This window comes from Limnobacter sp. UBA7229 (assembly GCF_002473065.1).
Lineage (GTDB): Bacteria > Pseudomonadota > Gammaproteobacteria > Burkholderiales > Burkholderiaceae_B > Limnobacter > Limnobacter profundi.
This window is the reverse complement of the sequence record NZ_DKTN01000019.1, coordinates 37,181-61,005: the sequence shown is the minus strand read 5'-3', so window position 1 is coordinate 61,005 and position 23,825 is coordinate 37,181. Positions and strand designations below refer to the sequence as shown.

Below are 23,825 nucleotides of genomic sequence, written 5' to 3'. Positions count from 1 at the left end.
ACCGAACGATAGTACAGAGTAAGCAATATGAGCATTGAAGAACAAATTCTGGCCATTGGCAAAAAGGCCCGCGCAGCAGCTGTTTACATGGCCAAAGCCAACACGCACGCGAAAAACGCAGCATTGCTTGAAACAGCCAAACTGATTCGCGCCAACAAAGCTGCGCTGACCCAGGCCAATCAAGCCGACATGGCGCAAGCCCAAGCGAATGGTCTGGACGCAGCGTTGCTTGATCGCCTGGCATTAAGCGACAAAGCCATTGAAACCATGGCAGAAGGCTTGGAGCAAATTGCCCAGTTGCCTGATCCGATCGGGGAAATGACGGATTTCAAAAACCGCCCGACTGGTATTCAGGTGGGTAAAATGCGCGTGCCCTTGGGCGTCATCGGCATTATTTATGAAAGCCGCCCGAATGTTACGGTGGATGCCGCCGGCTTGTGTATTAAATCGGGCAACAGCACCATTTTGCGTGGTGGCTCCGAAGCGTTCCGTTGCAACCAGGCCTTGGCTGCAATCGTTACACAAGGTTTGGAGGCAGCAGGCTTGCCCGCTGATGCCGTTCAAGTGATCGACACCACGGACCGCGCTGCCGTGGGCACATTGATCACCATGACTGAATATGTGGACGTGATTGTGCCACGTGGCGGCAAAGGCTTGATTGAGCGGATTTCCCGCGATGCGAAGGTGCCTGTGATCAAACACCTGGATGGCATTTGCCATGTTTTCATTGATGAGTCTGCAAACCTTAGCCATGCAGCCAACATTGCCGAGAACGCGAAAACCCACCGGTATGGTACCTGCAACACCATGGAAACTTTGCTGGTTCATGCCCACGTGGCCAAACCCGCCTTGGCGGAACTTGCGCAGCGTTACGCAGCCAAAGGCGTCGAACTTCGCGGCTGCAAACGAACCATGGCGCTGTTACCCAGTGTAAAAGCGGCCACCGAGGAAGACTGGAGCACTGAATACCTCGCACCAATTTTGTCAATCAAAGTGGTCGACAGTCTGGACGAGGCCATCGCCCACATCAACCAATACGGGTCGCACCACACCGACTGCATCGTGACCGAAAACCACAGCCACGCCATGCGCTTTATTCGGGAAGTGGATTCCGCCTCTGTGATGGTCAATGCATCAACCCGTTTTGCTGACGGATTTGAATATGGCTTGGGTGCCGAAATCGGCATTTCCACCGATAAAATTCATGCGCGTGGCCCGGTCGGCCTTGAGGGCCTGACCAGCCAAAAGTACGTGGTGTTTGGCCACGGCGAAACAAGAAACTGATTGATTCAAAACCAACTGGAGCAGTACATGGACGGTTACCTGTGGGTGAAAGCCTTTCACATTTTGTTTGTTGCATCCTGGTTTGCGGGTTTGTTTTACCTGCCCAGAATTTTCGTAAACCTGGCCATGGAAACGGAGCCAGCCGCCACAGCGCGCTTGCTGGAAATGGCGAAAAAACTTTACAAATTCATGACCCTTCTGGCCATTCCTGCCTTGTTGCTGGGTTTCGCGCTGGTGGGGGTATACCAAATTGGCGTGGGCGGGCAAAGTGGCTGGCTACACGCAAAAATTTTCGTTGTTTTCGCCATTGCCGGTTACCACTACAGCTGCGGTCGCATTCTGCGCAAATTTGAAGCAGGCCAAAACACACGCAGTCACACTTACTTCCGGTGGTTCAATGAGGTGCCCGTGGTACTCATGACCATCGCCATCATCCTGGTGGTAGTCAAACCTTTCTAATTTTTTAAAAGCAATTCATGCCCTATTCAAGCCCGAATCATTCCAAGCCGAATAACGCCGGCAAACCCGCCGGTCAGCAACACAACTCGACCAAGCAGAGTGTGTTCAACTGTTTTGCAAGCTGCCCGCGTGGCCTGGAAGAAATTCTGGTGGCTGAACTGGAAACCATGGGTGCTCAAAAAACCCGTGCAGTAACCGGTGGCTGTACATTCGAAGCCAGCTGGCGCCAAGCCACCCGCATGACCTACTGGACCCGTTTTGCAGGCCGCATTGGGCTTGAATTGGCGAGGGGAGAATGTAGCAATGAAGAACAGTTCTACCACATCGCCAAGTCGGTTGACTGGTACAACTGGTTCAAGCTGTCTAACACCTTCCGGGTTGACCTGAATAATCTGGGAGCCGACATTCAAAGCGTTCGCTTCACACAGCTTCGCCTGAAAGACGCCGTATGCGATTCATTCCTTGAGCGTTTCGACGAACGCCCGAACGTCAGTGTTGAAGCACCGGATGTACGAATTTTCGCAGCCATCAGTCCTACTGAAGCCATGGTGTACATAGACCTGGCTGGTGAAAACCTGTTTAAGCGCGGCTGGCGCGAAGAAGCCGGTGTGGCACCACTGAAAGAAAACCTGGCCGCTGGCCTGTGGCACATTGCACGCCAAAGCGAAGCCGGCAAAAATGCCGATGTGTTTCTCGACCCGTTTTGCGGCAGCGGCACCTTGGTGATCGAATCACTTTCGCAGCTGTGCGATCGTGCCCCTGGCCTGGAGCGCCCATTCGCTTTTGAGAACCTGAAACCCTTCACCCCCGAGTGGGGCAAAGAACTTCAAGAAGATGCCAACCGGCGCTTCAATGCTGGTCTGGATAAGGCGCTTACCTCACCCTACTTCCACTGGTATGCCAGCGACATCACTGAACTGCTGATCGACATTGCTCAAGAAAATTTGGTGCGTGCCGGTTTCGAAGAACTTCTTGATGCCGGTATCGTGCAATTTGCGCAACGCGATGCGCTCACTGTTGAGCCACCCGCACCCGCAGGCATCGTGTTCAGCAACCCCCCCTATGGTGAACGTGTACGCGCCAAGGGTGCAGATGTACCTGAAGACGAGGCCTACGAACGATTGTTCAAAGCCTATGGCGATCATCTGAAAATGAATTTTTCAGGCTGGACGGCCTTCTTGTTCTCAGGCGACCTGGAAATCAAGAAAACCTTGGGATTAAGCCCCAAACGTAAACGCCCATTGTTTAACGGACCGATAGAATGTCGGCTGTTTGAAATTCCGCTGACCCGCGGTGTGTATCGACCGAGGGCCAACGGTGAACTTGCTGCCAATCCAATCACGGAACAACCCCAAGCCGGCAACAGCACAGAAGACTGAATAAAGCTGAAATTACTCTGCCAACAACTTGGCGATATCAGCTTTTAAATCTGCAGGCTTGGTGGTGGGGGCGTAACGGTCATACACCTCACCATCTTTGCGAACCAAAAACTTGGTGAAATTCCACTTGATGGCCTCGGTGCCCAAAATGCCCTTGGCTTGCGAAGTCAGGTATTTGAACAATGGATGTGCATCGCTGCCTTTTACATCCACCTTCTCTGCCATCAAAAAATCAACGCCGTAATTCTTCTGGCAAAAGCTGGCAATTACCTCTTCAGTACCCGGTTCCTGGCCCCCGAACTGATTGCAGGGAAAACCGATAATCACCAAGCCCTTCTGGCCCAATTCTTTGTGCAGTTCCTGCAAACCTTCGTACTGCGGCGTGAAACCACACTTGCTGGCCGTGTTCACAATCAACAGAACCTTGCCTTGAAAATCCGCGAGGCTCAGCGGCTTACCGTCGAGGGTTTTGCTTGAAAACTCGTACACATTGCTTGCCATGGGAATTGCCTCTCAAGGGTTTGTTGAAAAGCAAGTTTACCTGCAAACCCAAATTGCTCAAGGCTGGTTCGAGCCCGAAATCACACTCATCGCCACTTCTCGAGTAATCCTTCCAGTCATCAAAAGCCGTTGCACCGCCTGCTCCATGGTCTGCATGCCATGCTGAGAACCTGTTTGAATGGACGACAGCATTTGCGCCACCTTGCCTTCACGAATCAAATTTCGAATCGGCGGCGTGGCCATCATGATTTCATGCGCAGCAACTCGCCCGCCCCCCTGCTTTTTCAGCAGGGTTTGACAAATTACGGCACGCAGCGATTCCGACAACATGGCGCGCACCATGCTTTTGTCAGCCGATGGGAATGCATCAATAATACGGTCAATGGTTTTGGGTGCAGAGGAAGTGTGCAAGGTGGCAAAAACCAGGTGCCCGGTTTCAGCTGCAGTCAAGGCCAGTTGAATGGTTTCAAGATCACGCATTTCGCCAACCAGAATTACATCTGGGTCCTCTCGCAGGGCAGAACGCAAAGCTGCACCAAATGAATGGGTGTGCTCACCCAACTCGCGTTGGTTAATCACACAGTTCATCGGTGTGTGCGTAAATTCAATTGGGTCCTCAATGGTCAGAATATGCGCCTTCTGGTTGCGGTTTACATCATCCACCATCGCTGCCAAGGTGGTACTTTTGCCCGAGCCGGTGGGACCGGTAACCAGTACCAGACCATTGGGTTCACGCGCAATTTGACGGAACACGGCGGGTGCCTCCAGTTCCTCCAGCGTTTTTACTCGGCTGGGCACCACCCGAAATGCCGCCGATGCACCCCTGCTCTGCATGAATGCGTTTACCCGAAAACGCGACAAACCATCCACTGAAAAACTGTAATCACATTCATGCGACTGTTCCCAGCCTTGCCATTGCGCTTCTGTCATCGACCCCTGAATCAGTCGATAAATCTCACGGTGTCCCAACACAGATTCACTCAGTTTGCGCATTTCACCGTTTACACGGATCATCGGTGGCATGTCTGCCGACAAATGCAAATCCGATGCATGCTCTTCAACAGCCCAGGTTAACAACTCGGTTAGTGTCATGTGGCTATAATCTCCCTTTAAGCATTGAATTGATGCACCATGAGCCGAGCCACACAATTGGCTGAAATTCAAAACCGAATCACAGCCGCATGCCACAAAGCGGGTCGACCGGGTTCAGCGGTCAAGCTGCTAGCGGTCAGTAAAACTTTTCCCTTGAGCGATATCCTTGAGTTTTACAGCTGCGGGCAAACAGCCTTTGGTGAAAATTACCTGCAGGAAGCGCTGGACAAAATCACCCAGCTGGCTGATCACCCCAATGCGCAAACAATGAATGCCAACCTTGAATGGCATTTCATCGGGCCCATACAAAGCAATAAAACCAAACCAATTGCAGAAAACTTCTCCTGGGTGCACAGCGTTGACCGCTTGAAAATTGCGCAACGCTTGTCAGATCAACGCCCAGAAAACCTCCCACCCTTGAATGTGCTGGTACAAATCAATACCTCGGGCGAAGACAGCAAATCCGGCCTCAGTCCAGCGCTCGCGATTGACTTGTGCCATCAAATTCATGGCATGAAAAACATGGCGTTGCGCGGCCTCATGACCATTCCCAGCAACACAGACAACACCGATCAATTGAAATCTGAATTTTTAAAATGCAAGTCGGTTTTCGATTCGCTCAATTCAAACGGCCTGAGCCTGGACACGCTTTCAATGGGCATGTCCGCAGACCTGGAGTTGGCGATTGAATGCGGCTCAAGCTGCGTGCGCGTGGGTTCAGCCCTGTTTGGTGCACGCGACTATTCAAAATAAACACACGGAATCACTATGCAGAACACTCTATTCATTGGCGGCGGCAACATGGCATTTGCCATTCTTGGCGGATTGATTGGCAGTGGCATACCTGCCAGCACATTTCATGTGATTGATCCCAGCCCGGAAGCAGCCTCAAAAATGTCCACTTTGAATATTCAGTGCACCACCGATTGGCCGAGCAACTTCACCCCGGCAATCGTGGTGCTCGCCGTAAAACCTCAATTGATGCAAAGCGTACTGAACAGCCAAGCAGCCCATTTGAAACAGGTGTTGATGGTCAGCATTGCCGCGGGTGTCAGCGTGGCTCAAATACGGGACTGGAGCCAGCAGAACGATGCACGCGTGGTGCGCTGCATGCCCAACACCCCCGCCTTGGTCTCGCAGGGTATCTCTGGCCTGTTTTTCACCGCGAATTGTTCTGCAGAAGATCGCAGTATTGCCCAGCAAATTTTCAGTAGTTGTGGCGAAGTGCTGGTGCTGAACCAAGAAGATGAAATCAATGCTGTAACAGCCATTTCAGGCAGTGGTCCTGGCTATGTGTTTTTTATGATGGAAGCCTTGGCCATGGCCGCGAAAAACCTGGGATTCAATGAAACGCAGGCCAACTTGTTGGTGAGCCAAACTTTTTTGGGTGCCGCCACGCTGGCCAGGCAGTCGGATGATTCGTTTGCCACCCTGCGGGAGAAAGTCACCAGCAAAGGGGGCACCACCTTTGCCGGTCTTGAACAGTTGCGCGCGCGCGGCGTGCAGGAAGCCATAGTTAGCGCAGCCAAAGCCGCATGTGAACGTGCAGTCGAACTGCAAAAGGGTTCCAGCTAAGCAAGCACACCACAATAGGCAAGCCGCGCTTACAAATATTGAAGTACCAAGCCCGCAAACAATGCGGCGCCCAACCAGTTGTTGTGAAGGAAAGCTTTGAAGCACAGCGCACGGTCGCGATTGCGAATCAGCATGAAGTGATACGCCGCAATACCCACGGCACATACCCAGCCCAACCAAAAAGCCGGGCCAAAGGCCAGTGAAGTAGCCACCCACGCCCAAATCGAAAGGCTGACTGCGTAGCACACCACAATGCCCACTACATCATATCGGCCCAGGGTAATTGCGGCGGTTTTAATGTTGAGTTTCAAATCGTCGGGTTTGTCGACCAAGGCGTATTCCGTGTCGTAAGCCACCGTCCAAAATACATTGGCTACAAACACAAGCCAGGCGTGCAGGGGCACACTGCCCTGCACCGCCACAAAAGCCATTGGAATCGAAAAACCAAAAGCAATGCCAAGGTAGGCCTGTGGCATGGGAAAAAAGCGTTTGGTAAACGGGTAGCTGCCCGCCAGGAAGGCGGCGGGAATACTCATCAAAATAACAGGCCACCCCAGGGGCAAGGTAATCAGCAAAGCCAAAACAGCCAAGCCAGCGGCCAGCAAGAGAGCCTCTTTTTCACCGATCCGGCCACTGGTCAAAGGCCTGTTGCGCGTGCGCTCCACATGCAGATCAATATCGCGATCTGCATAATCGTTAATCGCACAACCCGCAGATCGCATCAACACCACGCCAGCGACAAATATCAGAAGCACATGCCAAGGCGGCACGCCCTCGGCTGCCATCCACAAGCCCCATAGCGTGGGCCACATCAACAGCAAAATCCCGATGGGCTTGTCCAAACGCAGAAGCAGGTAATAGTCTCGCAGGCGCGCCTTACTCAGAACTGCCATCGATTAACGCACCATTTGGGGTGCATCCAGAAACTCCACACCGTTCAGGTCGCATTCCATGATTGCATCGCGCAAGGCCTCCAAGGCCTCACGTCGCCCAAAGCTCTTGCGCCACACCAGTGCAACCGTGCGTCGCGTGTCGTCGTCGGCCAGCGGAATGTAAGTCAACAAACTTTCCTTGGGAACGGGGTTTGGCACAGAACTTGACGGTAACACGGTAATTCCCACACCCGAGGCAACCATGTGGCGAATCGTCTCTAGCGAACTGCCCTCGAAGGTACGTTGAATGCCTTCAGACGATTGCGAGAATCGGGACAGTTCCGGGCACACACCCAAGACCTGGTCCCTGAAACAGTGCCCAGTGCCAAGCAACAGCATGTTCTCGCTGCGAAGGTCATCCGACTTGATCGCTTTTTCGTTGGCCCAACGGTGAGACTTCGGCAAAGCCACCATGAAGGGCTCATCGTACAAAGGCTGAATCACAAAACCCGATTCATTGATCGGCAAGGCCAACACCGCCACATCGATTTCGCCCTGTTTCAACAACTCAAGCAGGCGCACCGTGAAATTTTCTTGCAACACCAGCGGCATGGAAGGTACTCGCTGAATCATGCTGGACACCAGGCCTGGCAACAAATAGGGGCCAATCGTGTAAATGACACCGACCCGAAGCGGGCCTGCCAACGGGTCCATCCCCTGCTGTGCAATGCTCTTGATGGCAGAAGCCTCTTCAAGCACACGCTGCGCCTGAACCACAATGCGCTCACCCACTGGTGTCAACGACACCTCGTTGGAACCCCTTTCAAACAGGGACACACTCAGTTCTTCTTCCAGTTTTTTGATGGCCACAGACAAGGTGGGCTGGCTGACAAAACAGGCGTCCGCAGCGCGGCCGAAATGCTTTTCGCGGGCCAAAGCGACTATGTACTTGAGTTCGGTGAGGGTCATTTAATTTTGCTATCAAAACTGCGAGTGTAATTATTATTGCAAACACGGCCCTATCAAGCAACAGATCTTTTGTTGTAAACCCTAAAGCCGCATGGGCAAAATCACCATTTGCTGGCCTGCATTGTGCAAACGGCGTTGAAGTTCCAACGCAGCCTGGTTGTGCAAAAAGCGGGTCAGAATATTTTCATTTTCAAATACGAGTTTGCTGGTGAAGAAAATTGCGTTGGGGTGATTATCGGCCACTACTTTCGCCAAGTTCGTCAACTCTTCAACCGCATCCGTTCCAAACGAAAGGTAGCTCTTGGCGCGCAAGCCATGGCTGCGGCAAAAATTAACAAAGTAATTCAAAGAAACTGACGCATCCACACGCATGGCCTCCAGCGCCTCTCGTCCTCCGTAAGCCTTGGAATCAACAGTGCGAGCGTTCATGAACACAAAATTCTGAAAGTGGTTGGGAAACATGCGCTGCACCCAAAGCAAAGCATGCAAGCCACCCCCGCGGCTATTGCCCACAATGAATACCGCCGTGTTGCCATCAGGAATCAACTCGGGTGGCGAATGTGCCGAGCCATATTGCGCCATGGCAAACACCTCATCTATCTTCGCGATTTTTTCCTTGGTGTCCCGATAGTGATTGCGCACCCACAAGCACACCAACACCACCACCGTGGTGATCAGCATGGTGATCCATCCACCCTGAAAAAACTGGGTAATGATGGTGCCCAACAAAATGGATGCGGAAACAGCAAAGCCGAGCGAGGCCGACAAAATGCCTTTGATGAAACGTTTCTCGTGGCGATTTTTAAGCCAGTAAACGCACAGCCCCAACATGGACAGGCTGAATACAATAAACACATTGATGGAAAACAGCACCACCAACAAATCGACATTCGCATCGCTCAGGTAAATGGCCACCAAGGCCAAACCACCCATCAGCATGATGCCGTTCTTGGTCACAAAACGGTTGGACAAATAACGAAACTGGTGGGGCAACCAGGAATCAATCGCCATGGTCGACAACACCCGCGGCCCCACCGCAAATGCCACATGGGCAGCCAGCAACAGCACTGCCGTTTCAAGGCCCAGCATCACCAGCAAACCCAAAATAACGTACGGCCAGTCCCAGCCAAGGTCGGTGAATACCCTTTCAAACAGCACGCCATTCAAAGCCATGGTGGGTTCAAGGTTCACGTCCCACAGTGAATACAAGGCTGCAAGACTTGCGGCAGCAAAGGCCAGGGCACAGGCGACATAGGCCAGCATTTTTCTGCGGTTCTCGCTGCTTTGCCTGTAGCGGCTTAACTGCACCGTATCGGAGGCGGCCTCAATACCGGTGTATGTGCCACCACCCAGAAAAAATCCGCGTGCAAAAATTGCCAACACGGGCAACCAACCCAAAGTACTTAAATCGGACTCGGTGGTTTCAATGCTGCGTTTTACAACCCCGCCAATGTCCTGAAAGTGATCCGAGAAACCCACCAGAATAAAAACCAGATGAGTTAACAGAAAAGCCACAAACAAGTACTTGAAAGGTTTCAGGTTCAAGTGCCGCCCCTGAATGTGGAAATTCATCAAGGCAAGCATTAAGGCCATTGAGACCCACACGCGGTACTCGTAAAAATAGGGCGGCAAAAAGCTGAACATCAAGTGGGTTGATGCGCTGATGCCCAAGGCCACCATCAACACATAGTCCACCAAGAGTGCCGCACCCGCAATCAAACCCACTTTTGGGCCAAGCAAATTGGTGGCCATGGCATAGCCGCCACCGCCTTTCGGGAAAAGCTCAGTGACACGGAAATAGGTGAGAGAAACGAGGAGAATGGACAGGGCTGTCAACAAGCCCAAAAACAACAGCAAATGGCGCGATTCGCCCAGTGCCTTGAATGACTCTTCGGGGCCGAAAGCCACTGACGCCAAACCACAGGCCCCTACTGCAACCCACGCGTATTTCTCGGAGAAAATATCATCGCGGTCATCCGCGGCAAGGGAGGTTGACGCCGAGCGCGGCACAGCAGATTGTTTACCAAGCGTGGCGTTGGCCTTGCCTGACTTCGGGGGTTGACTCATGCGTACATTGCAGCGCAACAAACAAGTCGAGTATGGTATACCGTCCCCATGAGCAACACAATGCACCTCTCGGCGTTATCATGGCAACTGAGCGAATTTAGATCCATTTACCCAAACATTAACTGCACTCAAAATGACACAAGCTACTGTTGTTTCCACCTCCAAAGCCCCCGCCGCAATCGGCCCGTACAGCCAAGCCATCAAGCTCGGTAACCTCGTATTCACCTCGGGCCAAATTGGCCTGAACCCCGCCACCGGCGACTTGGTCGGCCCCGGCACCGAAGAGCAGGCACGCCAGGCATTCAGCAACTTGAAAGCAGTGGCCGAAGAGGCAGGCGGCAGCCTGGCCAACGTGGTGAAATTCACCTTGTTTCTGACCGACCTCAGTGAATTCGCCCAAGTCAACGCCATCATGCAAGAGTACGTATCTGCCCCATTTCCCGCCCGGTCTACGGTGGGGGTGGCCAGCCTGCCCAAGGGTGCACGTTTTGAAGTTGAAGCCATTTTGGCCCTGTAACAGCCTACTCAAGTCAAACACTTGACCGCAGCAGCCCCCCAACAACCAACCTGCTTCGAGGAGCTGCTGCCGCTGCCCGTGTCTGTTGCAGACGCGGTGGGCAGCCTGCTGACAGCCCCGCACTGGATGGGACTGGCCTTGCACCTGCCACTTCGTTTTGAAGACAAGGCCTCGATCACGGCCATGGACTCACTTCAGCTTGGGCAAAAGGTGAACTTGCTGGCCACCGTGGTTGGCACTGAAGTGCAATACCACCCACGCAAACAACTGCGGGTTTGGGTTGAAGACGGCGACACCAGCTTGCTATTGCGTTGGCTTCATTTCTACCCCGGGCTGCAGCAAAAACTCAGCGAAGGCACCCGAATTCAAATCAGCGGTCAAATCCGGCAAGGCTACGGCACATTCGAGATGGTGCACCCCACCGTGAAAATTGCCCCGCCCGGATCCCTTGACCAAACACTTAATCCAAAAATCCAGCCAACAAGCGCCAACGCTGTTTTGGAACCGGTTTACCCCAGTACCGGGCAATTGAAACAAAGCGACTGGCACCGCTGGATGAAAAAGCTGCCGGCAGCTTGTTTCATCGATACCTTGCCCACCAAGCTGTGCAAAAAATACAAGTTGCTATCTTGGTCAACTGCCCTGCAAACCTTGCATGGCCAGGCCAAACCCGAAGAACTCTATGACCTGAATTTGCGCACCCATCCTGCCTGGACACGTGTGAAGGTAGATGAACTTCTGGCCCAACAACTGTTGCTTCGTGAATACCGCCAACAGCGCACCCAGGAAAAAGCAAGTCCGCTGAAAGCCTTGAAAACCTCAAAAACCAGCTTGGTCCGGCAGTTCATGGCCCAACTGCCTTTCAAACTGACAGGCGCTCAGGAACGAGCCTGCCAGGAAATTTTCGAAGACCTCGCCAACCCCTATCCCATGCAACGTTTGCTTCAGGGCGACGTGGGAAGTGGCAAAACACTGGTGGCTGCGTTGGCCTGTTTGCGAGCCATCGAGAACGGAAAACAGGCTGCGATTCTGGCCCCTACCGAAGTGTTGGCAGCACAGCATCACCACAAGCTAACGCCATTGTTTGAAGCGGTGGGCGTGCGCTGCGCGAAACTTCAGAGTGCCATGAAAAAAAGCGAAAAAGACCGCACCCTGAGTGCACTTGCTACGGGAGAAATCGACGTCGTTATTGGCACACATGCCCTGGTTCAAGACCATGTCGAGTTCCATGCACTGGCACTGGTTGTAGTCGATGAACAGCACCGCTTTGGCGTGGCCCAACGCCTGTCGCTCATTGCCAAGGCAAGTAATGGGCACTTGGCCCACCAACTCATGATGAGTGCAACACCCATTCCACGTACACTGGCGCAAACCTATTTATCCGACCTTGCGGTGTCCAACCTCGATGAAAAACCACCCGGCAGAAAACCCATCATCACCAAACTTTTTTCCCAGAAAAAACGGGAGCAACTCATTTCAGCCATTGAAGGTGAAATTGACAAAGGCCAGCAAGTGTATTGGGTGTGCCCACTGATCGAAGAAAGCGAAACACTCGACTTACAGGCGGCACAAGCCACCTACACCGACCTGTGCGAACAACTTCCCACCAGGCGAATTGGTCTGCTACACGGCAAACAAGACGCCAAACTGAAGCAAGCCACCATGGCTGCATTTGCAGCAGGTGAACTTGATTTGCTGGTGTCCACTACAGTGATTGAAGTGGGTGTAGATGTGGGCAATGCCAGCCTGATGGTGATCGACCAAGCCGAACGTTTTGGCTTGGCACAGCTTCACCAACTGCGCGGACGCGTGGGGCGAGGCAGCGTGCAAAGTGTGTGCGTGCTGCTCTATGGCGGGGCTTTATCAAACACCTCCAAGTTGCGCTTGAAAGCCATGCACGAAAGCGACGATGGATTTTATCTGGCTGAAAAAGACCTTGAAATTCGAGGCCCTGGCGAGTTACTGGGCAAGAGGCAATCGGGTTTGCCGATGATGCGCTACGCCGACCCATTGACCGACAAAGACTTGCTGGAATTGGCGAGAACCTTGGCTCAACAAATGCCAGCAGATGCAGAGAACACACGCCGACACATACAACGGTGGATTGAAGAAACACCTTGGTGGTTGAGTTAAAAATCAGCTAAACCTGCGTGGGTGGGCGTGTAGAAAACAAAAAGCCAGTTCAGAAAGAACTGGCTTTTTGTTTTACCTGGCTATGTTTTAGCCAGGGTATGCCACCAAGGCGAGTGACAATCAAATGCTTATTCAGCAGATTGCTTGTTCACGCGGTTGGGCAACTTTTCCTTGATACGTGCGGACTTGCCTGAACGATCACGCAGGTAATACAGCTTGGCGCGACGAACATCACCGCGACGCTTCACTTCAATCTTTTCGATGGAAGGTGAATAAAGCTGGAATGTACGCTCTACGCCTTCGCCAGATGAAATCTTGCGAACGATAAAAGACGAATTCAAACCACGGTTACGACGGGCGATGACCACACCTTCGTAAGCCTGCAGGCGTGAACGTGTGCCTTCGATGACGCGAACACTCACGATTACGGTATCGCCGGGGGCGAACTCGGGAATTTCTTTAGCCAAGCGAGCAATTTCTTCTTGCTCAAGTTGTTGAATCAAATTCATTGATAGCTCCAGGTCATCATTCACGGGCTTTTTTGACTCAATGAATTGAGTATGCACCGCCAGAGGATGAAAAAATTAAAAGGTGTCTGCCTGTAAATTGAATACGAGCAATCCACCAACCTAAACCTTCTTGCCAGCCTTGCCTGTTTGATTGTTTGAATCAGAATCAGGGTTACCCAGCAATTCAGGTCGAAAGCGTTCTGTGTAAACTTTCGCTTGCTCAAAACGCCAACTCTCTATTTTGGCATGATTTCCAGACAAAAGCACGTCCGGAACTGCTTTATTTTCAAAAACTTCCGGGCGAGTGTAGTGCGGGCAATCCAGTAAACCCGCCTCAAATGAATCTTGGGTGGCCGACAAGACATGGTTCAACACATCGGGCAGCAAACGTACCCAAGCGTCAACAAAGCAGGCCACAGCCAGCTCACCACCGGAAAGTACAAAGTCACCCAAACAGTAAGTTTGTTCAACATACTCGTCGATAAAGCGTTGGTCCACGCCCTCGTAACGGCCGCACAGTAAAATTGCGCCCGCACCTTGGTCGCTGAAAGCCCGAATGTTTTCCTGTTTCAACAACGGACCATGCGGTGTTAAAAAAACCAAAGGTGCACTGTCACCGCGCGCTTCGCGAATCGCCTTGACGCAACGCACCAAGGGCTCCGCCAGCATCACCATGCCCGGGCCACCGCCGTATGGCCTGTCGTCAATGGTGCGATGGGGGTCATCTGTGAAATCGCGGGGATTCCAGCAGTTCAGTTCAAACAACTGCTTTTTCAAGGCCCTGCCCACCACACCCAACTCAACCAAACTCGGAAACTGGTCAGGAAAAAGGGTGATCACATCAAAGCGAGGGCCCGGCATCAATAATCTTCCTGCCAATCGGCTTGAATCTGTTTGGCCTGCGTGTCCACATTCACAATATACGCGGCAACAAATGGAATCAGCATGTCCTGCTCAGCATCACCCTTGACAGACAAAATGGGGTGAGCCCCATGGTCAACAACCTGAGTGACTGTGCCCAACACCTTACCTTCCAGATTGCTTACCTGGCATCCGACCAAATCGACCCAGTAGTATTCACCTTCAGCGGGTGCAGGAAAGCGTGCGCGAGATACATAAACCCGACGCCCCTTGAACTGGGCAGCCAGTTCGGGCTGCTCTATACCCTCAAGGTGCGCAACAATTCGACTGGAGTGCGGCTTGCTTTGCAAAACACGAAACGGCTCAAACACCAGGTCTTCGAATTTCGGCTGTGCTGTGCGACGCACAGCCGCGCCTTCAGAAGCTGGCAAACGTGAAACCCACCATTGCTTGCTTTTCAACAAGACATCCGGCTCTTCAGATGAAGGCAACACATTTACCCAGCCCTTCAGACCGTAGGGTTCACCAATTCGCCCCAGTTCTACCAAATCGTCGGGTACATTCATGCTCGGTGTCCAAAAATGGGCAAACCACAAAACCAAAAGCAAAAGTCCGCGAACGTAGCATCCACGGACTTTGTGTAACAACCTGCTTTTCGACCTGCGTTTGTTCCAAAATTAACCGGATCAAACTCGCCGGTGTTAAAGCTTGCAGGATTTAGCAGCTTGATTAAGCTGCTTGCTTGGCGTTGTATTCACCAACCAGGCGTTCTACTGTAGAAGAGCATTGTGCACCAACGCTTTTCCAGTAGGTCAGGCGATCCATGGCAATGCGCAGGCCTTCAGAGCCGGCAGGGGCTACCGGGTTGTAAAAACCAATGCGCTCGATGAAACGGCCATCGCGACGGTTGCGTGAATCAGCAGCCACCAGGCTATAAAATGGGCGCTTTTTAGAACCACCACGTGCGAGTCGAATGACGACCATAATTTCCTCTATTAAATTAGTGCCTGCAGCACAAACCTTGGCCACTGCAAACGAATGAATCATTGGGATTTCGACACACGAAATCCGATAACCCGCTATTATAGCCAGCGTAATCCAATCTAACAAGCAGTGTTTTAAAAAATGAATGCATCACCTCAAGAACCCTTCAAATCCAAGCTTTTGTTCTGCTGGCTTGCCCTGCTGACAGGTGCCATCGGCGGTCACTGGATCTATGCTGGCAAAAAACGTTTTTGGTTCTACATGCTGACATTCCCGCTGTCAGCGTTTGCCGGCTGGATAGACACCATGCGCTACGGCCTGATGAAAGACGAACAATTCAATGCATTGCTGAACCCGGAATACCCCGTGGACACACGACAAACCACGGGAGCAGTGGTGGTTTCCGTGGCTTTGTCACTGGCTTTTGGAATGACCGCGCTAATGGCCACCTTGGCCATGGTGTTCCAATGGTATTTCAGCGGCGTAGTAAGCTGAATTGCGAGTTGAGCACTTAAGCAAAGCCACCTGAACAAGCCACGCAAAAAAAAGCCCGCTTTAAAAAGCGGGCTTAACAGGGCTTGAGGAGACAGAGACACTTGCTTGGTCGCAAAGCTCGCCCCTAAGGGGAGTATGCGATTCCACAAGCAGTTGGCCTACCCTTAAAACGTGGGGGAACCCCAACGGTTTACAGGCGACTCGGTTCAAGAGGCCGAATCAACCAACATTAATAAGTGTCAAAGCCACCACTTTAGTTTCATGGTTTCAGGTATTTTTTAATCAACCGGCCCACATAACGCGCCACGCCTTCCTCTACGCTGTAAAAACTGCCGGTGTAACCCGCTGCGCGCAAGTTGCTCAAATCAGCTTGGGTATAGCTTTGGTACTTGCCTTTGAGCGCATCCGGAAACTCGATGTACTCAATAAAGCCACCCTTCACCGCCTCTTGTAAGCTCAGGGCAGCACTGCCCTGACTTTCACGAAGTGTATTCAAGGTAGTCAGGGCCACATCGTTGAATGTTTGGGCACGCCCTGTACCCAGGTTATACACACCGGAAGGTGCGTTACTGGCCTGCTCGAAGAAATACATGTTCACCTTGACTACGTCTTCAATCGAGACAAAATCTCGCTGCTGGCAGCCAGCCTCATAACCACCGTATGGGCCGAATAGCTTGACTGAACCGCCCTCGCGAAACTGGTTGAAGTTGTGAAACGCCACTGAAGCCATACGCCCTTTGTGTTGCTCGCGATCGCCGTACACATTGAAGTATCGAAAGCCGAATACTGGTGCCTTCAGACCAGTTTTCATTTGCCGACGCAACACCTGGTCGAACAAAAACTTGGAGTAGCCATACACGTTAAGCGGTTTTTCAACCTCACGGTTCTCGACGAATTCGGTGCTGCCACCATAAACTGCCGCCGATGACGCATAGAGAAATGGAGTACCCGTACGCTGCGCCCACTCAAACAAGGTTTGGGTGTAGCGAAAATTGTTGGCCATCATGTAGTTGCCGTTGTGCTCCATGGTGTCGGAGCAGGCACCTTCATGAAAAATCGCATCGAACTTGCCAAACTCGCCACGCTCAATGCGCGCGAGAAAATCGGCTTTGTCCAGGTAATCGGAAATTTCACAATCCACCAGGTTCAAAAACTTGTCACCTTTGGTCAAGTTGTCTACGGCCAACACATCGGTAACACCGCGCTCGTTCAGCGCCTTCACCAAATTGCTGCCGATTAAACCAGCGGCACCGGTCACAATCACTTTCATCATCAAATCCTTTAATTTAGCTCTTCCGGCAATATCACCGCTGTGCCCAATTTACCAACGACCACACCACCGGCCTTGTTGGCCAAGGCCACACTGTCCGGCAAGCTCATTCCTGAACCCACCGCACATGCCATAGTGGCGATCACCGTGTCACCAGCGCCCGACACATCAAACACTTCACGGGCCTGCGCGGGCACATGAAAACTCCCGTCAGCTGTAAATAGCGTCATGCCTTCTTCGGAGCGAGTCAGCAACAAGGCACCCAAACTCAGGCGCTCACGCAGGGTTTGCGCTTTTTCAATCAACTGGGCCTCAGTTTTCCAGCTTCCCATAACCTGTTTGAATTCAGACCTGTTCGGCGTAAGAACCGAGGCACCAGCATACTTGCCGTAATCATCCCCCTTGGGATCCACCAAGGTAGTTTTGCCCGCCTTTTTGCACAAGGCAATCATTTCCGCCACATGCTCCAGGCTGCCCTTGCCGTAGTCAGAAAACAGCACCACATCGTGATTGGCGTATTCTTGCTCAAACAACTCCATTTTGGTGGTCAGTTGCTCGGGCGAAGGCCGCTCTTCAAAATCGATTCGAACCAGCTGTTGCTGCCGGGCAATGACACGCAACTTCACCGTGGTGGGGAAATTCGGATCTTTCAGCAAACGGGAACGTACACCACTTTTCTGGAGCAAGGCCTCGACCGTGTGGCCAGGTTCGTCGTTACCCACCACGCCCATCAAGCAAAGCTGTGCACCTAGAGAACTGGCATTGATTGCCACATTGGCTGCACCACCCAAGCGTTCATCTTTGGTACCCACCAGCACCACAGGCACGGGAGCCTCAGGGGAAATACGCTCTACATCCCCAAACCAATAGCGGTCCAGCATGACATCGCCGACCACCAGAATTTTTGCGTCTTTGAATTGGGACCTGTCGACCATTGTTCAGCCTGTTTTAATGGGTGTGAGCTGGGGTATGTGCTGCCTTCTTGGCAGACACAGGATAAAAATCAAGTTCTTCTGCACGACGCGGCACAATTGAATCCCAATTGGCACAGCCAGGGCATTGCCAGTAAAACTTCTTGGCCTGAAAGCCGCAAGACTGGCAACGGTAGCGCTCAAGGCGCTGCGTATGTTTGGAAATCAACTCACGTGTCAGACGCAGGTCTTGCATGCGGTCATCATCAAGCTTGCCTCGCAACTGGTGCTCCAGCAACTTGTCCAGGCCCAGCAGGCTGGGGCGGGCACGCACCTGTTCACGCAACAATTCGAATGCTGCGAACGGCCCTTTGGTTTCTTCAACAGCCTGCGCCAATACAAGCAGCAAATCAATTGAAGGGTACATGGTGCAATATTCCAGCAATGCTGCAATGCCCTCTTCTTCACGCTCAAGCTTCTTGAATGCAGCCCACATATTTGGCCCGACCAAGGGCAAATACCAGGGGTTCTGCCGCTCGGCAGCGCGCCACTGACCAATGGCTTCCTCAAACTGGTTTTGGGTGAAATAGATATCACCCAGCAACAGGGAGGCGCGCACATTTTGTGCATCAGTCAGCAAAGCATTTTGCAACTCGGCCTTGGCTTTGGGTAAATCTCCCGCATCGATAAACTGGGCTGCCAGTTCGCAATAAAAATGCGCGATATCGCCAGCAGGCACGTCCGCGCCATATTCACGAAGCTTGTGAGCTTGGGCAATGGCCTTATCCCATGCTTTTTCCAGTTCATACAGTTCAAGCAACTGGCGCGAGGCCTCGGCTTTCATGTCCGAGCCCGACAAACTGTGGAAAGCCTGCTCGGCACGGTCCAAAATACCTGCCCGCAAGAAATCAACACCCAACTCATAGGTGGCTTTTTCCCGGTCTGCAGGTGTAATTTGTTCACGCGTAGTCAAAAACTGGTGCACCCGAATTGCCCGATCAATTTCGCCTTTCTTTCGAAACAGATTGGCCAGCGCAAAATGCAACTCAACGGTGTGCGTGTCGATTGCCGCCACTTCCAGAAAAGCGTCAATCGCCTTGTCAGGCTGCTCGCTGAGCAAGAAATTAACGCCTTTGAAATAAGAGGCAGGCAATTGGCCACGCACTGATGCATCAGAACGTTTTTCGAGTCGGGCAGCCATCCATCCCAAGCTGAATATCAGCGGAATGAGTACCAACCACCAGGTTTCAAATTCCATGGCTTGGGCCTATTGGCAAAGCCGGCATGGGTTCTTCGACAATAACCGGCGTATTGCCTTGTGCTTTGAGTTGATTCAACTCACGCTCAAAACGTTCCGCATTTTTCGTGGCCACAGAGGCTGCGCGCTTGGCCTTCAACCAGGAGGGCAACAAAGAGATCCATGCGAATACAGCGCCCAACAGCAAGGCAAGTAGCAAGGCCACCACCAGTTGAACCTGAATTTCTAACCCAGGCAACCATTTGACGGTCACTAAATCGGTGTTTCGAATGGAAAATGTGAGAACAACAAGGAAGAGTGCAAGTCGCACAACCCAGGCAAGTATTTTCAAGGTGGTCCCCTGTTTGTAGTTGGATCAACGCCGATTCATTCATCGGCGTGATGACTCAGGCTTCACCGAAGAACGATCGAATTAACTCTCTTTCTTGGAGTATAAATCAACTCGCTCACGTAGCTCTTTGCCAGGCTTAAAGTGGGGCACACGCTTTTCAGGCACAACCACCTGTTCACCAGATTTTGGATTGCGACCCACGCGCTGAGGGCGACGGGTCAGTGAGAAACTGCCGAACCCACGAATCTCAATGCGCTGACCTTCGGCCAAAGCTTGAGTCATGGAATCGAGAATGCTTTTGACAGCGAAATCCGTGTCGCGCACAGGCAACTTGGGGAATCGCTTGACCAGCTGATTGATGAGTTCTGATTTTGTCATTGTTCTTGAAATAAAAAGGCGCTTCCCGAATGGGAAGCGCCACTTCTACGGACTGATTACTGGTTGTTACCCAGTTTTGCTTTCAACAACGCGCCCAAGCTGGTTGTACCAGCAGAGCCTGCGCTTTCTTCAGCAATTTTCTTCATGGCTTCATCGGTGTCAACCTGGTCTTTGGCCTTGATGGACAAAGCGATTGAACGGGCCTTGCGGTCCACATTAATTACCATGGCTGTTACAGCATCGCCTTCCTTGTATGCATTGCGAGCGTCTTCAACACGATCGTTGGAGATTTCGGAAGCACGCAGGTAACCTTCGATGTCGTCGCCCAAATCAACAACAACACCTTTGGCATCCACGGATTTAACCGTGCCGTTTACCATGCTGCCACGGTCATTGGACGATGCAAATACGGTGAAGGGATCGCCAGACAACTGCTTGATACCCAAGCTGATGCGCTCGCGTTCTGTGTCGATGGCCAGTACCAAGGCTTCAACTTCGTCACCTTTCTTGAAGCGACGCACGGCTTCTTCACCGGTTTCGTTCCATGACAGGTCGGACAGATGCACCAAACCATCGATGCCACCAGGCAAGCCGATGAACACGCCAAAGTCAGTGATTGACTTGATCGCGCCGGATACTTTGTCGCCTTTCTTGAAGCTGGTAGAGAACTCTTCCCAAGGGTTGGCCGCACATTGCTTCATGCCCAGGCTGATACGACGACGCTCTTCGTCGATTTCCAGAACCATGACTTCTACTTCGTCGCCCAAGGTAACCACTTTCTTGGGGTCTACGTTCTTGTTGGTCCAGTCCATTTCAGACACGTGTACCAAACCTTCGATGCCTTGCTCAACTTCAACAAACGCGCCGTAGTCGGTGATATTGGTAACCTTTCCGAACAAGCGTGTGTCAGCTGGGTAGCGACGTGACAAACCGACCCATGGGTCTTCGCCAAGCTGCTTCACGCCCAAGGACACGCGGTTCTTTTCCTGGTCGAACTTCAACACTTTTGCTTCGATTTCTTCGCCAACTGTCAGCACTTCGGACGGGTGACGTACACGACGCCATGCCAGGTCGGTGATGTGCAACAGGCCGTCGATACCGCCCAGGTCCACGAACGCGCCGTAGTCGGTGATGTTCTTGACGATGCCCTTGACCACAGAACCTTCCTGCAGGTTGGACAGCAGCTTTTCGCGCTCTTCACCCATGGTGGCTTCAACCACTGCACGGCGTGACAACACAACGTTGTTGCGCTTGCGATCAAGCTTGATGACCTTGAATTCGAGGGTTTTGCCTTCGAATGGTGTGGTGTCTTTCACGGGGCGCACATCTACCAGTGAACCTGGCAGGAAAGCACGGATGCTGTTGACCATCACGGTCAGGCCGCCCTTCACCTTGCCGGTGATGGTACCTGTAACCAGTTCGCCTGATTCCAGGGCTTGTTCCAGGCTCAGCCATGCGGACAGACGCTTGGCCTTGTCGCGAGACAGCAATGTTTCGCCGTAGCCGTTTTCCAGGGCTTCGATGGCCACAGAAATGAAGTCACCATCATTGACTTCGATGTTGCCGTGGTCGTCTTTGAATTCTTCGAGGGGGATGTAGCTTTCGGATTTCAGCCCGGCGTTCACAACAACGTAGTTGTAATCAACACGAACAACTTCGGCTGTGATCACTTCACCTGCGCGCATTTCTTTGCGGTTCAGGCTTTCTTCAAACATAGCTGCAAAGCTATCTGGGGCTTGGGTAATTTCAGTTGTGGTCATAAATTTGAGATTTAACACGCCACTGCGGGAAGCAAGGCGGAGTTCAAAAACGTGATTCTCGGGATTGAAAACCACGGCGTTCTCTTCTAAAAAACCATAGTCGAAGCTCGGCAAGGTTCATTAAATGAGGGATAGTAGTGTACCAAGAAAGCCTTTGCTGATCAAGCGTTTAAATGCGTTCTTGCGCCCAATTCAAAATGGTTGAGACCACCTGATCAATCGGCATGTTGGAACAATCCAACACCAAGGCATCCTCACAGGGCCTTAGAGGGGCCACAGCACGCTCTGAGTCTCGCTTGTCGCGAGCCATCAGATCGCTATAAATTGCCTGAAAGTCGGCCTTCTGACCCCGCCCTTCAATTTGCCTGACTCGACGTTCAGCCCGCACCTGTGCACTGGCTGTTAAAAACACCTTCAGGAAGGAGTCAGGGAAAACAACAGACCCCATGTCGCGTCCATCGGCCACGAGGCCCGGGGCTTGGCGAAAATCACGTTGGCGCTGCAACAAACCGGCCCGAACCTCCGGCACCACCGCCAGGCGTGAGGCCATGACTCCAGCATCCTCTGTACGAATAGACTCGGAGACATCCACACCGCCAAGCAATATCCGATCATCTCGAAATTGCACCGGCAAATTGGCAGCCATGGGAATAATCCGTAGCAAGTCGACAGGCAGATCGGGATTCAAAGCAGCCCGTTCCACGGCTACAGCCAACACCCGGTAAATTGCCCCACTATCCAGATAATGGTAGCCAAGCCTTCCTGCCACCAAAGCTGCAACGGTCCCCTTGCCCGACGCTGTAGGACCGTCGATCGCGATTACCGGACAGTTGGGAATACTCATAAGCCCTAACCCTTGCGAACGGATTGAACCTGCATACCCAGGGAATTGGCCAAAGCAACAAATCCGGGGAAAGAGGTATCGACTGTTTGTGCGCCGTGAATGACCATGGTGCCTTGTGCACGAATGGCTGCAACGCTAAACGACATCGCAATTCGATGATCGCCCTGTGACTCAATGTTGGTGGCCTTGTAGCGCAAACCGTCGACATGACCCAAGCCCTGAATAATCATGCCGTCCTCAGTGGGCTCGGCATCAATGCCGCACTTTTGAAGGCCGTGTGCCATTACAGCGATACGATCAGACTCCTTCACGCGCAACTCTTCGGCACCAGTTAATACAGTACGCCCGGTGGCATTGGCAGCAGCAACAAACAACACCGGAAATTCATCAATCGCCAAAGGCACCAGCTGCTCCGGAATTTCAATTCCTTTCAGGGCTGCGCTGCGAATACGCACGTCGGCCACGGGCTCACCCCCCACCTCAGCATGGTTGCTCAACTCAATATTGGCACCCATAAGCTTCAGGATATCGATCACACCAGTGCGGGTCGGATTCAAACCGACGTGCTTCAGGGTAATGTCCGCTTGCGGCGCGATCGACGCGGCCACCATGAAAAATGCAGCCGACGAAATATCGGATGGCACATCGATTTTGGTGGCTTTCAGTGTTTGCCCACCTTTCACACTGGCCCGTGAGCCTTCGGTGGTCACTTCAACACCAAATCCACGCAACATTCGCTCGGTGTGGTCACGGGTTACGGCAGGCTCGGTTACGGTGGTAGTGCCTTCCGCATACAAACCTGCGAGAAGAACGCAAGACTTCACCTGTGCCGAGGCCATGGGCAACACATAATCAATCGCCTTCAAAGTAGTGCGACCATGAATATGCAGAGGCGGACGCCCTCCTTCTTGCGCCTCTATTCGCGCACCCATCAGCACCAACGGGTCGATTACTCGTTTCATGGGGCGCTTGCCCAGGCTTGAATCCCCGGTCAGCATGCAATCAAAATCCTGGCCAGCCAACAGTCCTGACATCAAGCGCATGGAGGTACCTGAGTTGCCACAGTCGAGTACCTGGCGCGGTGCTTTCAAGCCATGCATGCCCACACCATGCACCTTCACCCTGCCTTTGTCCGGACCTTCAATGTTGACGCCCAAAGCACGAAAAGCGTTCATGGTCGCGAGTGCATCTTCGCCCTCTAGAAAACCTTCAACTTCGGTGGTGCCTTCAGCAATCGACCCCATCATGATTGAACGATGGGAAATTGATTTGTCGCCGGGCACGCGGGCGGATCCCGACATGCTTTGGGTGCTGCTGGCGTGAAATTCGATCAAATTCAGATCTGACATAACAAAGTATCCGTTGAATAATTGGAC

General features: G+C 52.4%; 25 protein-coding genes. 8 read left to right on the top strand and 17 right to left on the bottom strand.

Annotated features, from left to right (window positions below):
* The first annotated feature begins 27 nt into the window (after nucleotides 1–27).
* Genes B4C79_RS10800 through B4C79_RS10790 form a run of 3 tightly spaced genes read left to right on the top strand, consistent with a single transcriptional unit; the run spans nucleotide 28 to nucleotide 3,122 of the window.
* Complete coding sequence (locus tag B4C79_RS10800; RefSeq protein ID WP_291741716.1) at nucleotides 28–1,284, top strand: glutamate-5-semialdehyde dehydrogenase; 1,257 nt, start codon at nucleotides 28–30, stop codon at nucleotides 1,282–1,284.
* A 27-nt stretch (nucleotides 1,285–1,311) separates the two neighbouring features.
* The gene (locus tag B4C79_RS10795) at nucleotides 1,312–1,743 is read left to right on the top strand and encodes a CopD family protein (RefSeq protein ID WP_105029630.1); all 432 of its coding nucleotides are present in this window, start codon (nucleotides 1,312–1,314) and stop codon (nucleotides 1,741–1,743) included.
* A gap of 17 nt (nucleotides 1,744–1,760) precedes the next feature.
* On the top strand, nucleotides 1,761–3,122 hold the full coding sequence (locus tag B4C79_RS10790) for a THUMP domain-containing class I SAM-dependent RNA methyltransferase (protein ID WP_291741718.1): 1,362 nt from the start codon (nucleotides 1,761–1,763) through the stop codon (nucleotides 3,120–3,122).
* A gap of 12 nt (nucleotides 3,123–3,134) precedes the next feature.
* On the opposite strand, the gene B4C79_RS10785 is transcribed toward B4C79_RS10790, so the two are convergent.
* The gene (locus B4C79_RS10785) at nucleotides 3,135–3,623 is read right to left on the bottom strand and encodes a glutathione peroxidase (RefSeq protein WP_291741720.1); all 489 of its coding nucleotides are present in this window, start codon (nucleotides 3,621–3,623) and stop codon (nucleotides 3,135–3,137) included.
* A 57-nt stretch (nucleotides 3,624–3,680) separates the two neighbouring features.
* Nucleotides 3,681–4,715: a type IV pilus twitching motility protein PilT gene (locus B4C79_RS10780; RefSeq protein ID WP_105029633.1), complete on the bottom strand. Its 1,035-nt coding sequence runs from the start codon at nucleotides 4,713–4,715 to the stop codon at nucleotides 3,681–3,683.
* Between the two features lie 39 nt (nucleotides 4,716–4,754).
* Between B4C79_RS10780 and B4C79_RS10775 the strand changes: the two genes are divergently transcribed.
* Together B4C79_RS10775 and proC are read left to right on the top strand one after the other, a co-directional pair.
* Nucleotides 4,755–5,468, top strand: a complete 714-nt coding sequence (locus B4C79_RS10775; RefSeq protein ID WP_291751144.1) for a YggS family pyridoxal phosphate-dependent enzyme — start codon at nucleotides 4,755–4,757, stop codon at nucleotides 5,466–5,468.
* Between the two features lie 15 nt (nucleotides 5,469–5,483).
* Nucleotides 5,484–6,290: a pyrroline-5-carboxylate reductase gene (gene proC, locus B4C79_RS10770; protein WP_291741724.1), complete on the top strand. Its 807-nt coding sequence runs from the start codon at nucleotides 5,484–5,486 to the stop codon at nucleotides 6,288–6,290.
* A gap of 29 nt (nucleotides 6,291–6,319) precedes the next feature.
* Here proC and ubiA read toward each other — a convergent pair whose 3' ends face one another.
* From ubiA to B4C79_RS10755, 3 genes are all read right to left on the bottom strand, one after another.
* Entirely contained in the window at nucleotides 6,320–7,183 is an 864-nt protein-coding gene (ubiA, locus tag B4C79_RS10765; protein WP_291741727.1) for a 4-hydroxybenzoate octaprenyltransferase, read from the bottom strand.
* Nucleotides 7,184–7,186: 3 nt separating this feature from the next.
* Nucleotides 7,187–8,131, bottom strand: a complete 945-nt coding sequence (locus B4C79_RS10760; protein WP_291741730.1) for a LysR substrate-binding domain-containing protein — start codon at nucleotides 8,129–8,131, stop codon at nucleotides 7,187–7,189.
* A gap of 81 nt (nucleotides 8,132–8,212) precedes the next feature.
* On the bottom strand, nucleotides 8,213–10,198 hold the full coding sequence (locus tag B4C79_RS10755) for an APC family permease (protein ID WP_291741733.1): 1,986 nt from the start codon (nucleotides 10,196–10,198) through the stop codon (nucleotides 8,213–8,215).
* A gap of 133 nt (nucleotides 10,199–10,331) precedes the next feature.
* Here B4C79_RS10755 and B4C79_RS10750 point away from each other — a divergent pair, with 133 nt between their 5' ends.
* A complete protein-coding gene (locus tag B4C79_RS10750; RefSeq protein ID WP_105029638.1) occupies nucleotides 10,332–10,715 on the top strand; it encodes a RidA family protein in 384 nt (127 codons plus the stop codon).
* Nucleotides 10,716–10,736: 21 nt separating this feature from the next.
* A complete protein-coding gene (recG, locus tag B4C79_RS10745) occupies nucleotides 10,737–12,848 on the top strand; it encodes an ATP-dependent DNA helicase RecG (RefSeq protein WP_291741737.1) in 2,112 nt (703 codons plus the stop codon).
* A gap of 128 nt (nucleotides 12,849–12,976) precedes the next feature.
* On the opposite strand, the gene rplS is transcribed toward recG, so the two are convergent.
* The 4 genes from rplS to rpsP form a co-directional block, all read right to left on the bottom strand.
* On the bottom strand, nucleotides 12,977–13,357 hold the full coding sequence (gene rplS / locus B4C79_RS10740) for a 50S ribosomal protein L19 (RefSeq protein WP_105029925.1): 381 nt from the start codon (nucleotides 13,355–13,357) through the stop codon (nucleotides 12,977–12,979).
* Nucleotides 13,358–13,477: 120 nt separating this feature from the next.
* Entirely contained in the window at nucleotides 13,478–14,218 is a 741-nt protein-coding gene (trmD, locus tag B4C79_RS10735; protein ID WP_291751147.1) for a tRNA (guanosine(37)-N1)-methyltransferase TrmD, read from the bottom strand.
* Complete coding sequence (gene rimM / locus B4C79_RS10730; protein ID WP_291740097.1) at nucleotides 14,218–14,784, bottom strand: ribosome maturation factor RimM; 567 nt, start codon at nucleotides 14,782–14,784, stop codon at nucleotides 14,218–14,220. Before rimM ends, trmD begins: the two co-directional genes overlap by 1 nt.
* Before the next feature lie 163 nt (nucleotides 14,785–14,947).
* Nucleotides 14,948–15,202 carry a 30S ribosomal protein S16 gene (rpsP, locus tag B4C79_RS10725; protein ID WP_105029926.1) on the bottom strand — a complete coding sequence of 85 codons (255 nt, stop codon included), beginning with the start codon at nucleotides 15,200–15,202 and terminating at the stop codon, nucleotides 14,948–14,950.
* A 141-nt stretch (nucleotides 15,203–15,343) separates the two neighbouring features.
* On the opposite strand from rpsP, the gene B4C79_RS10720 reads away from it, so the two are divergent.
* Nucleotides 15,344–15,697: a TM2 domain-containing protein gene (locus B4C79_RS10720; protein WP_105029641.1), complete on the top strand. Its 354-nt coding sequence runs from the start codon at nucleotides 15,344–15,346 to the stop codon at nucleotides 15,695–15,697.
* A 259-nt stretch (nucleotides 15,698–15,956) separates the two neighbouring features.
* Here the strand turns inward: B4C79_RS10720 and rfaD are convergent, their stop codons facing one another.
* The 8 genes from rfaD to aroA form a co-directional block, all read right to left on the bottom strand.
* The gene (rfaD, locus tag B4C79_RS10715) at nucleotides 15,957–16,967 is read right to left on the bottom strand and encodes an ADP-glyceromanno-heptose 6-epimerase (RefSeq protein ID WP_105029642.1); all 1,011 of its coding nucleotides are present in this window, start codon (nucleotides 16,965–16,967) and stop codon (nucleotides 15,957–15,959) included.
* Between the two features lie 11 nt (nucleotides 16,968–16,978).
* On the bottom strand, nucleotides 16,979–17,902 hold the full coding sequence (gene rfaE1 / locus B4C79_RS10710; protein WP_291740099.1) for a D-glycero-beta-D-manno-heptose-7-phosphate kinase: 924 nt from the start codon (nucleotides 17,900–17,902) through the stop codon (nucleotides 16,979–16,981).
* A 13-nt stretch (nucleotides 17,903–17,915) separates the two neighbouring features.
* Nucleotides 17,916–19,136 carry a lipopolysaccharide assembly protein LapB gene (lapB, locus tag B4C79_RS10705; RefSeq protein ID WP_105029644.1) on the bottom strand — a complete coding sequence of 407 codons (1,221 nt, stop codon included), beginning with the start codon at nucleotides 19,134–19,136 and terminating at the stop codon, nucleotides 17,916–17,918.
* A complete protein-coding gene (locus B4C79_RS10700; RefSeq protein WP_291740101.1) occupies nucleotides 19,126–19,389 on the bottom strand; it encodes a lipopolysaccharide assembly protein LapA domain-containing protein in 264 nt (87 codons plus the stop codon). Before B4C79_RS10700 ends, lapB begins: the two co-directional genes overlap by 11 nt.
* Nucleotides 19,390–19,548: 159 nt before the next feature.
* On the bottom strand, nucleotides 19,549–19,857 hold the full coding sequence (locus B4C79_RS10695; RefSeq protein WP_255411449.1) for an integration host factor subunit beta: 309 nt from the start codon (nucleotides 19,855–19,857) through the stop codon (nucleotides 19,549–19,551).
* A gap of 44 nt (nucleotides 19,858–19,901) precedes the next feature.
* Nucleotides 19,902–21,605, bottom strand: coding sequence for a 30S ribosomal protein S1 (gene rpsA / locus B4C79_RS10690; protein ID WP_105029927.1), 1,704 nt, complete (start codon nucleotides 21,603–21,605; stop codon nucleotides 19,902–19,904).
* Between the two features lie 169 nt (nucleotides 21,606–21,774).
* Nucleotides 21,775–22,449 carry a (d)CMP kinase gene (gene cmk, locus B4C79_RS10685; RefSeq protein ID WP_171100100.1) on the bottom strand — a complete coding sequence of 225 codons (675 nt, stop codon included), beginning with the start codon at nucleotides 22,447–22,449 and terminating at the stop codon, nucleotides 21,775–21,777.
* Between the two features lie 5 nt (nucleotides 22,450–22,454).
* A complete protein-coding gene (gene aroA, locus B4C79_RS10680) occupies nucleotides 22,455–23,798 on the bottom strand; it encodes a 3-phosphoshikimate 1-carboxyvinyltransferase (protein ID WP_291742883.1) in 1,344 nt (447 codons plus the stop codon).
* Nucleotides 23,799–23,825 lie beyond the last annotated feature (27 nt).

What these genes read in the sequence shown, in the direction of transcription:
- lapB (WP_105029644.1), bottom strand. Translation starts at nt 19,136, where the DNA reads ATGGAATTTGAAACCTGGTGGTTGGTACTCATTCCGCTGATATTCAGC.
- rplS (WP_105029925.1), bottom strand. Translation starts at nt 13,357, where the DNA reads ATGAATTTGATTCAACAACTTGAGCAAGAAGAAATTGCTCGCTTGGCT.
- rimM (WP_291740097.1), bottom strand. Translation starts at nt 14,784, where the DNA reads ATGAATGTACCCGACGATTTGGTAGAACTGGGGCGAATTGGTGAACCC.
- B4C79_RS10795 (WP_105029630.1), top strand. Translation starts at nt 1,312, where the DNA reads ATGGACGGTTACCTGTGGGTGAAAGCCTTTCACATTTTGTTTGTTGCA.
- aroA (WP_291742883.1), bottom strand. Translation starts at nt 23,798, where the DNA reads ATGTCAGATCTGAATTTGATCGAATTTCACGCCAGCAGCACCCAAAGC.
- rfaD (WP_105029642.1), bottom strand. Translation starts at nt 16,967, where the DNA reads ATGAAAGTGATTGTGACCGGTGCCGCTGGTTTAATCGGCAGCAATTTG.
- trmD (WP_291751147.1), bottom strand. Translation starts at nt 14,218, where the DNA reads ATGCCGGGCCCTCGCTTTGATGTGATCACCCTTTTTCCTGACCAGTTT.
- ubiA (WP_291741727.1), bottom strand. Translation starts at nt 7,183, where the DNA reads ATGGCAGTTCTGAGTAAGGCGCGCCTGCGAGACTATTACCTGCTTCTG.
- cmk (WP_171100100.1), bottom strand. Translation starts at nt 22,449, where the DNA reads ATGAGTATTCCCAACTGTCCGGTAATCGCGATCGACGGTCCTACAGCG.
- rpsA (WP_105029927.1), bottom strand. Translation starts at nt 21,605, where the DNA reads ATGACCACAACTGAAATTACCCAAGCCCCAGATAGCTTTGCAGCTATG.
- B4C79_RS10800 (WP_291741716.1), top strand. Translation starts at nt 28, where the DNA reads ATGAGCATTGAAGAACAAATTCTGGCCATTGGCAAAAAGGCCCGCGCA.
- rfaE1 (WP_291740099.1), bottom strand. Translation starts at nt 17,902, where the DNA reads ATGGTCGACAGGTCCCAATTCAAAGACGCAAAAATTCTGGTGGTCGGC.
- B4C79_RS10780 (WP_105029633.1), bottom strand. Translation starts at nt 4,715, where the DNA reads ATGACACTAACCGAGTTGTTAACCTGGGCTGTTGAAGAGCATGCATCG.
- rpsP (WP_105029926.1), bottom strand. Translation starts at nt 15,202, where the DNA reads ATGGTCGTCATTCGACTCGCACGTGGTGGTTCTAAAAAGCGCCCATTT.
- B4C79_RS10785 (WP_291741720.1), bottom strand. Translation starts at nt 3,623, where the DNA reads ATGGCAAGCAATGTGTACGAGTTTTCAAGCAAAACCCTCGACGGTAAG.
- B4C79_RS10750 (WP_105029638.1), top strand. Translation starts at nt 10,332, where the DNA reads ATGACACAAGCTACTGTTGTTTCCACCTCCAAAGCCCCCGCCGCAATC.
- B4C79_RS10720 (WP_105029641.1), top strand. Translation starts at nt 15,344, where the DNA reads ATGAATGCATCACCTCAAGAACCCTTCAAATCCAAGCTTTTGTTCTGC.
- B4C79_RS10790 (WP_291741718.1), top strand. Translation starts at nt 1,761, where the DNA reads ATGCCCTATTCAAGCCCGAATCATTCCAAGCCGAATAACGCCGGCAAA.
- B4C79_RS10775 (WP_291751144.1), top strand. Translation starts at nt 4,755, where the DNA reads ATGAGCCGAGCCACACAATTGGCTGAAATTCAAAACCGAATCACAGCC.
- B4C79_RS10760 (WP_291741730.1), bottom strand. Translation starts at nt 8,131, where the DNA reads ATGACCCTCACCGAACTCAAGTACATAGTCGCTTTGGCCCGCGAAAAG.
- proC (WP_291741724.1), top strand. Translation starts at nt 5,484, where the DNA reads ATGCAGAACACTCTATTCATTGGCGGCGGCAACATGGCATTTGCCATT.
- B4C79_RS10755 (WP_291741733.1), bottom strand. Translation starts at nt 10,198, where the DNA reads ATGAGTCAACCCCCGAAGTCAGGCAAGGCCAACGCCACGCTTGGTAAA.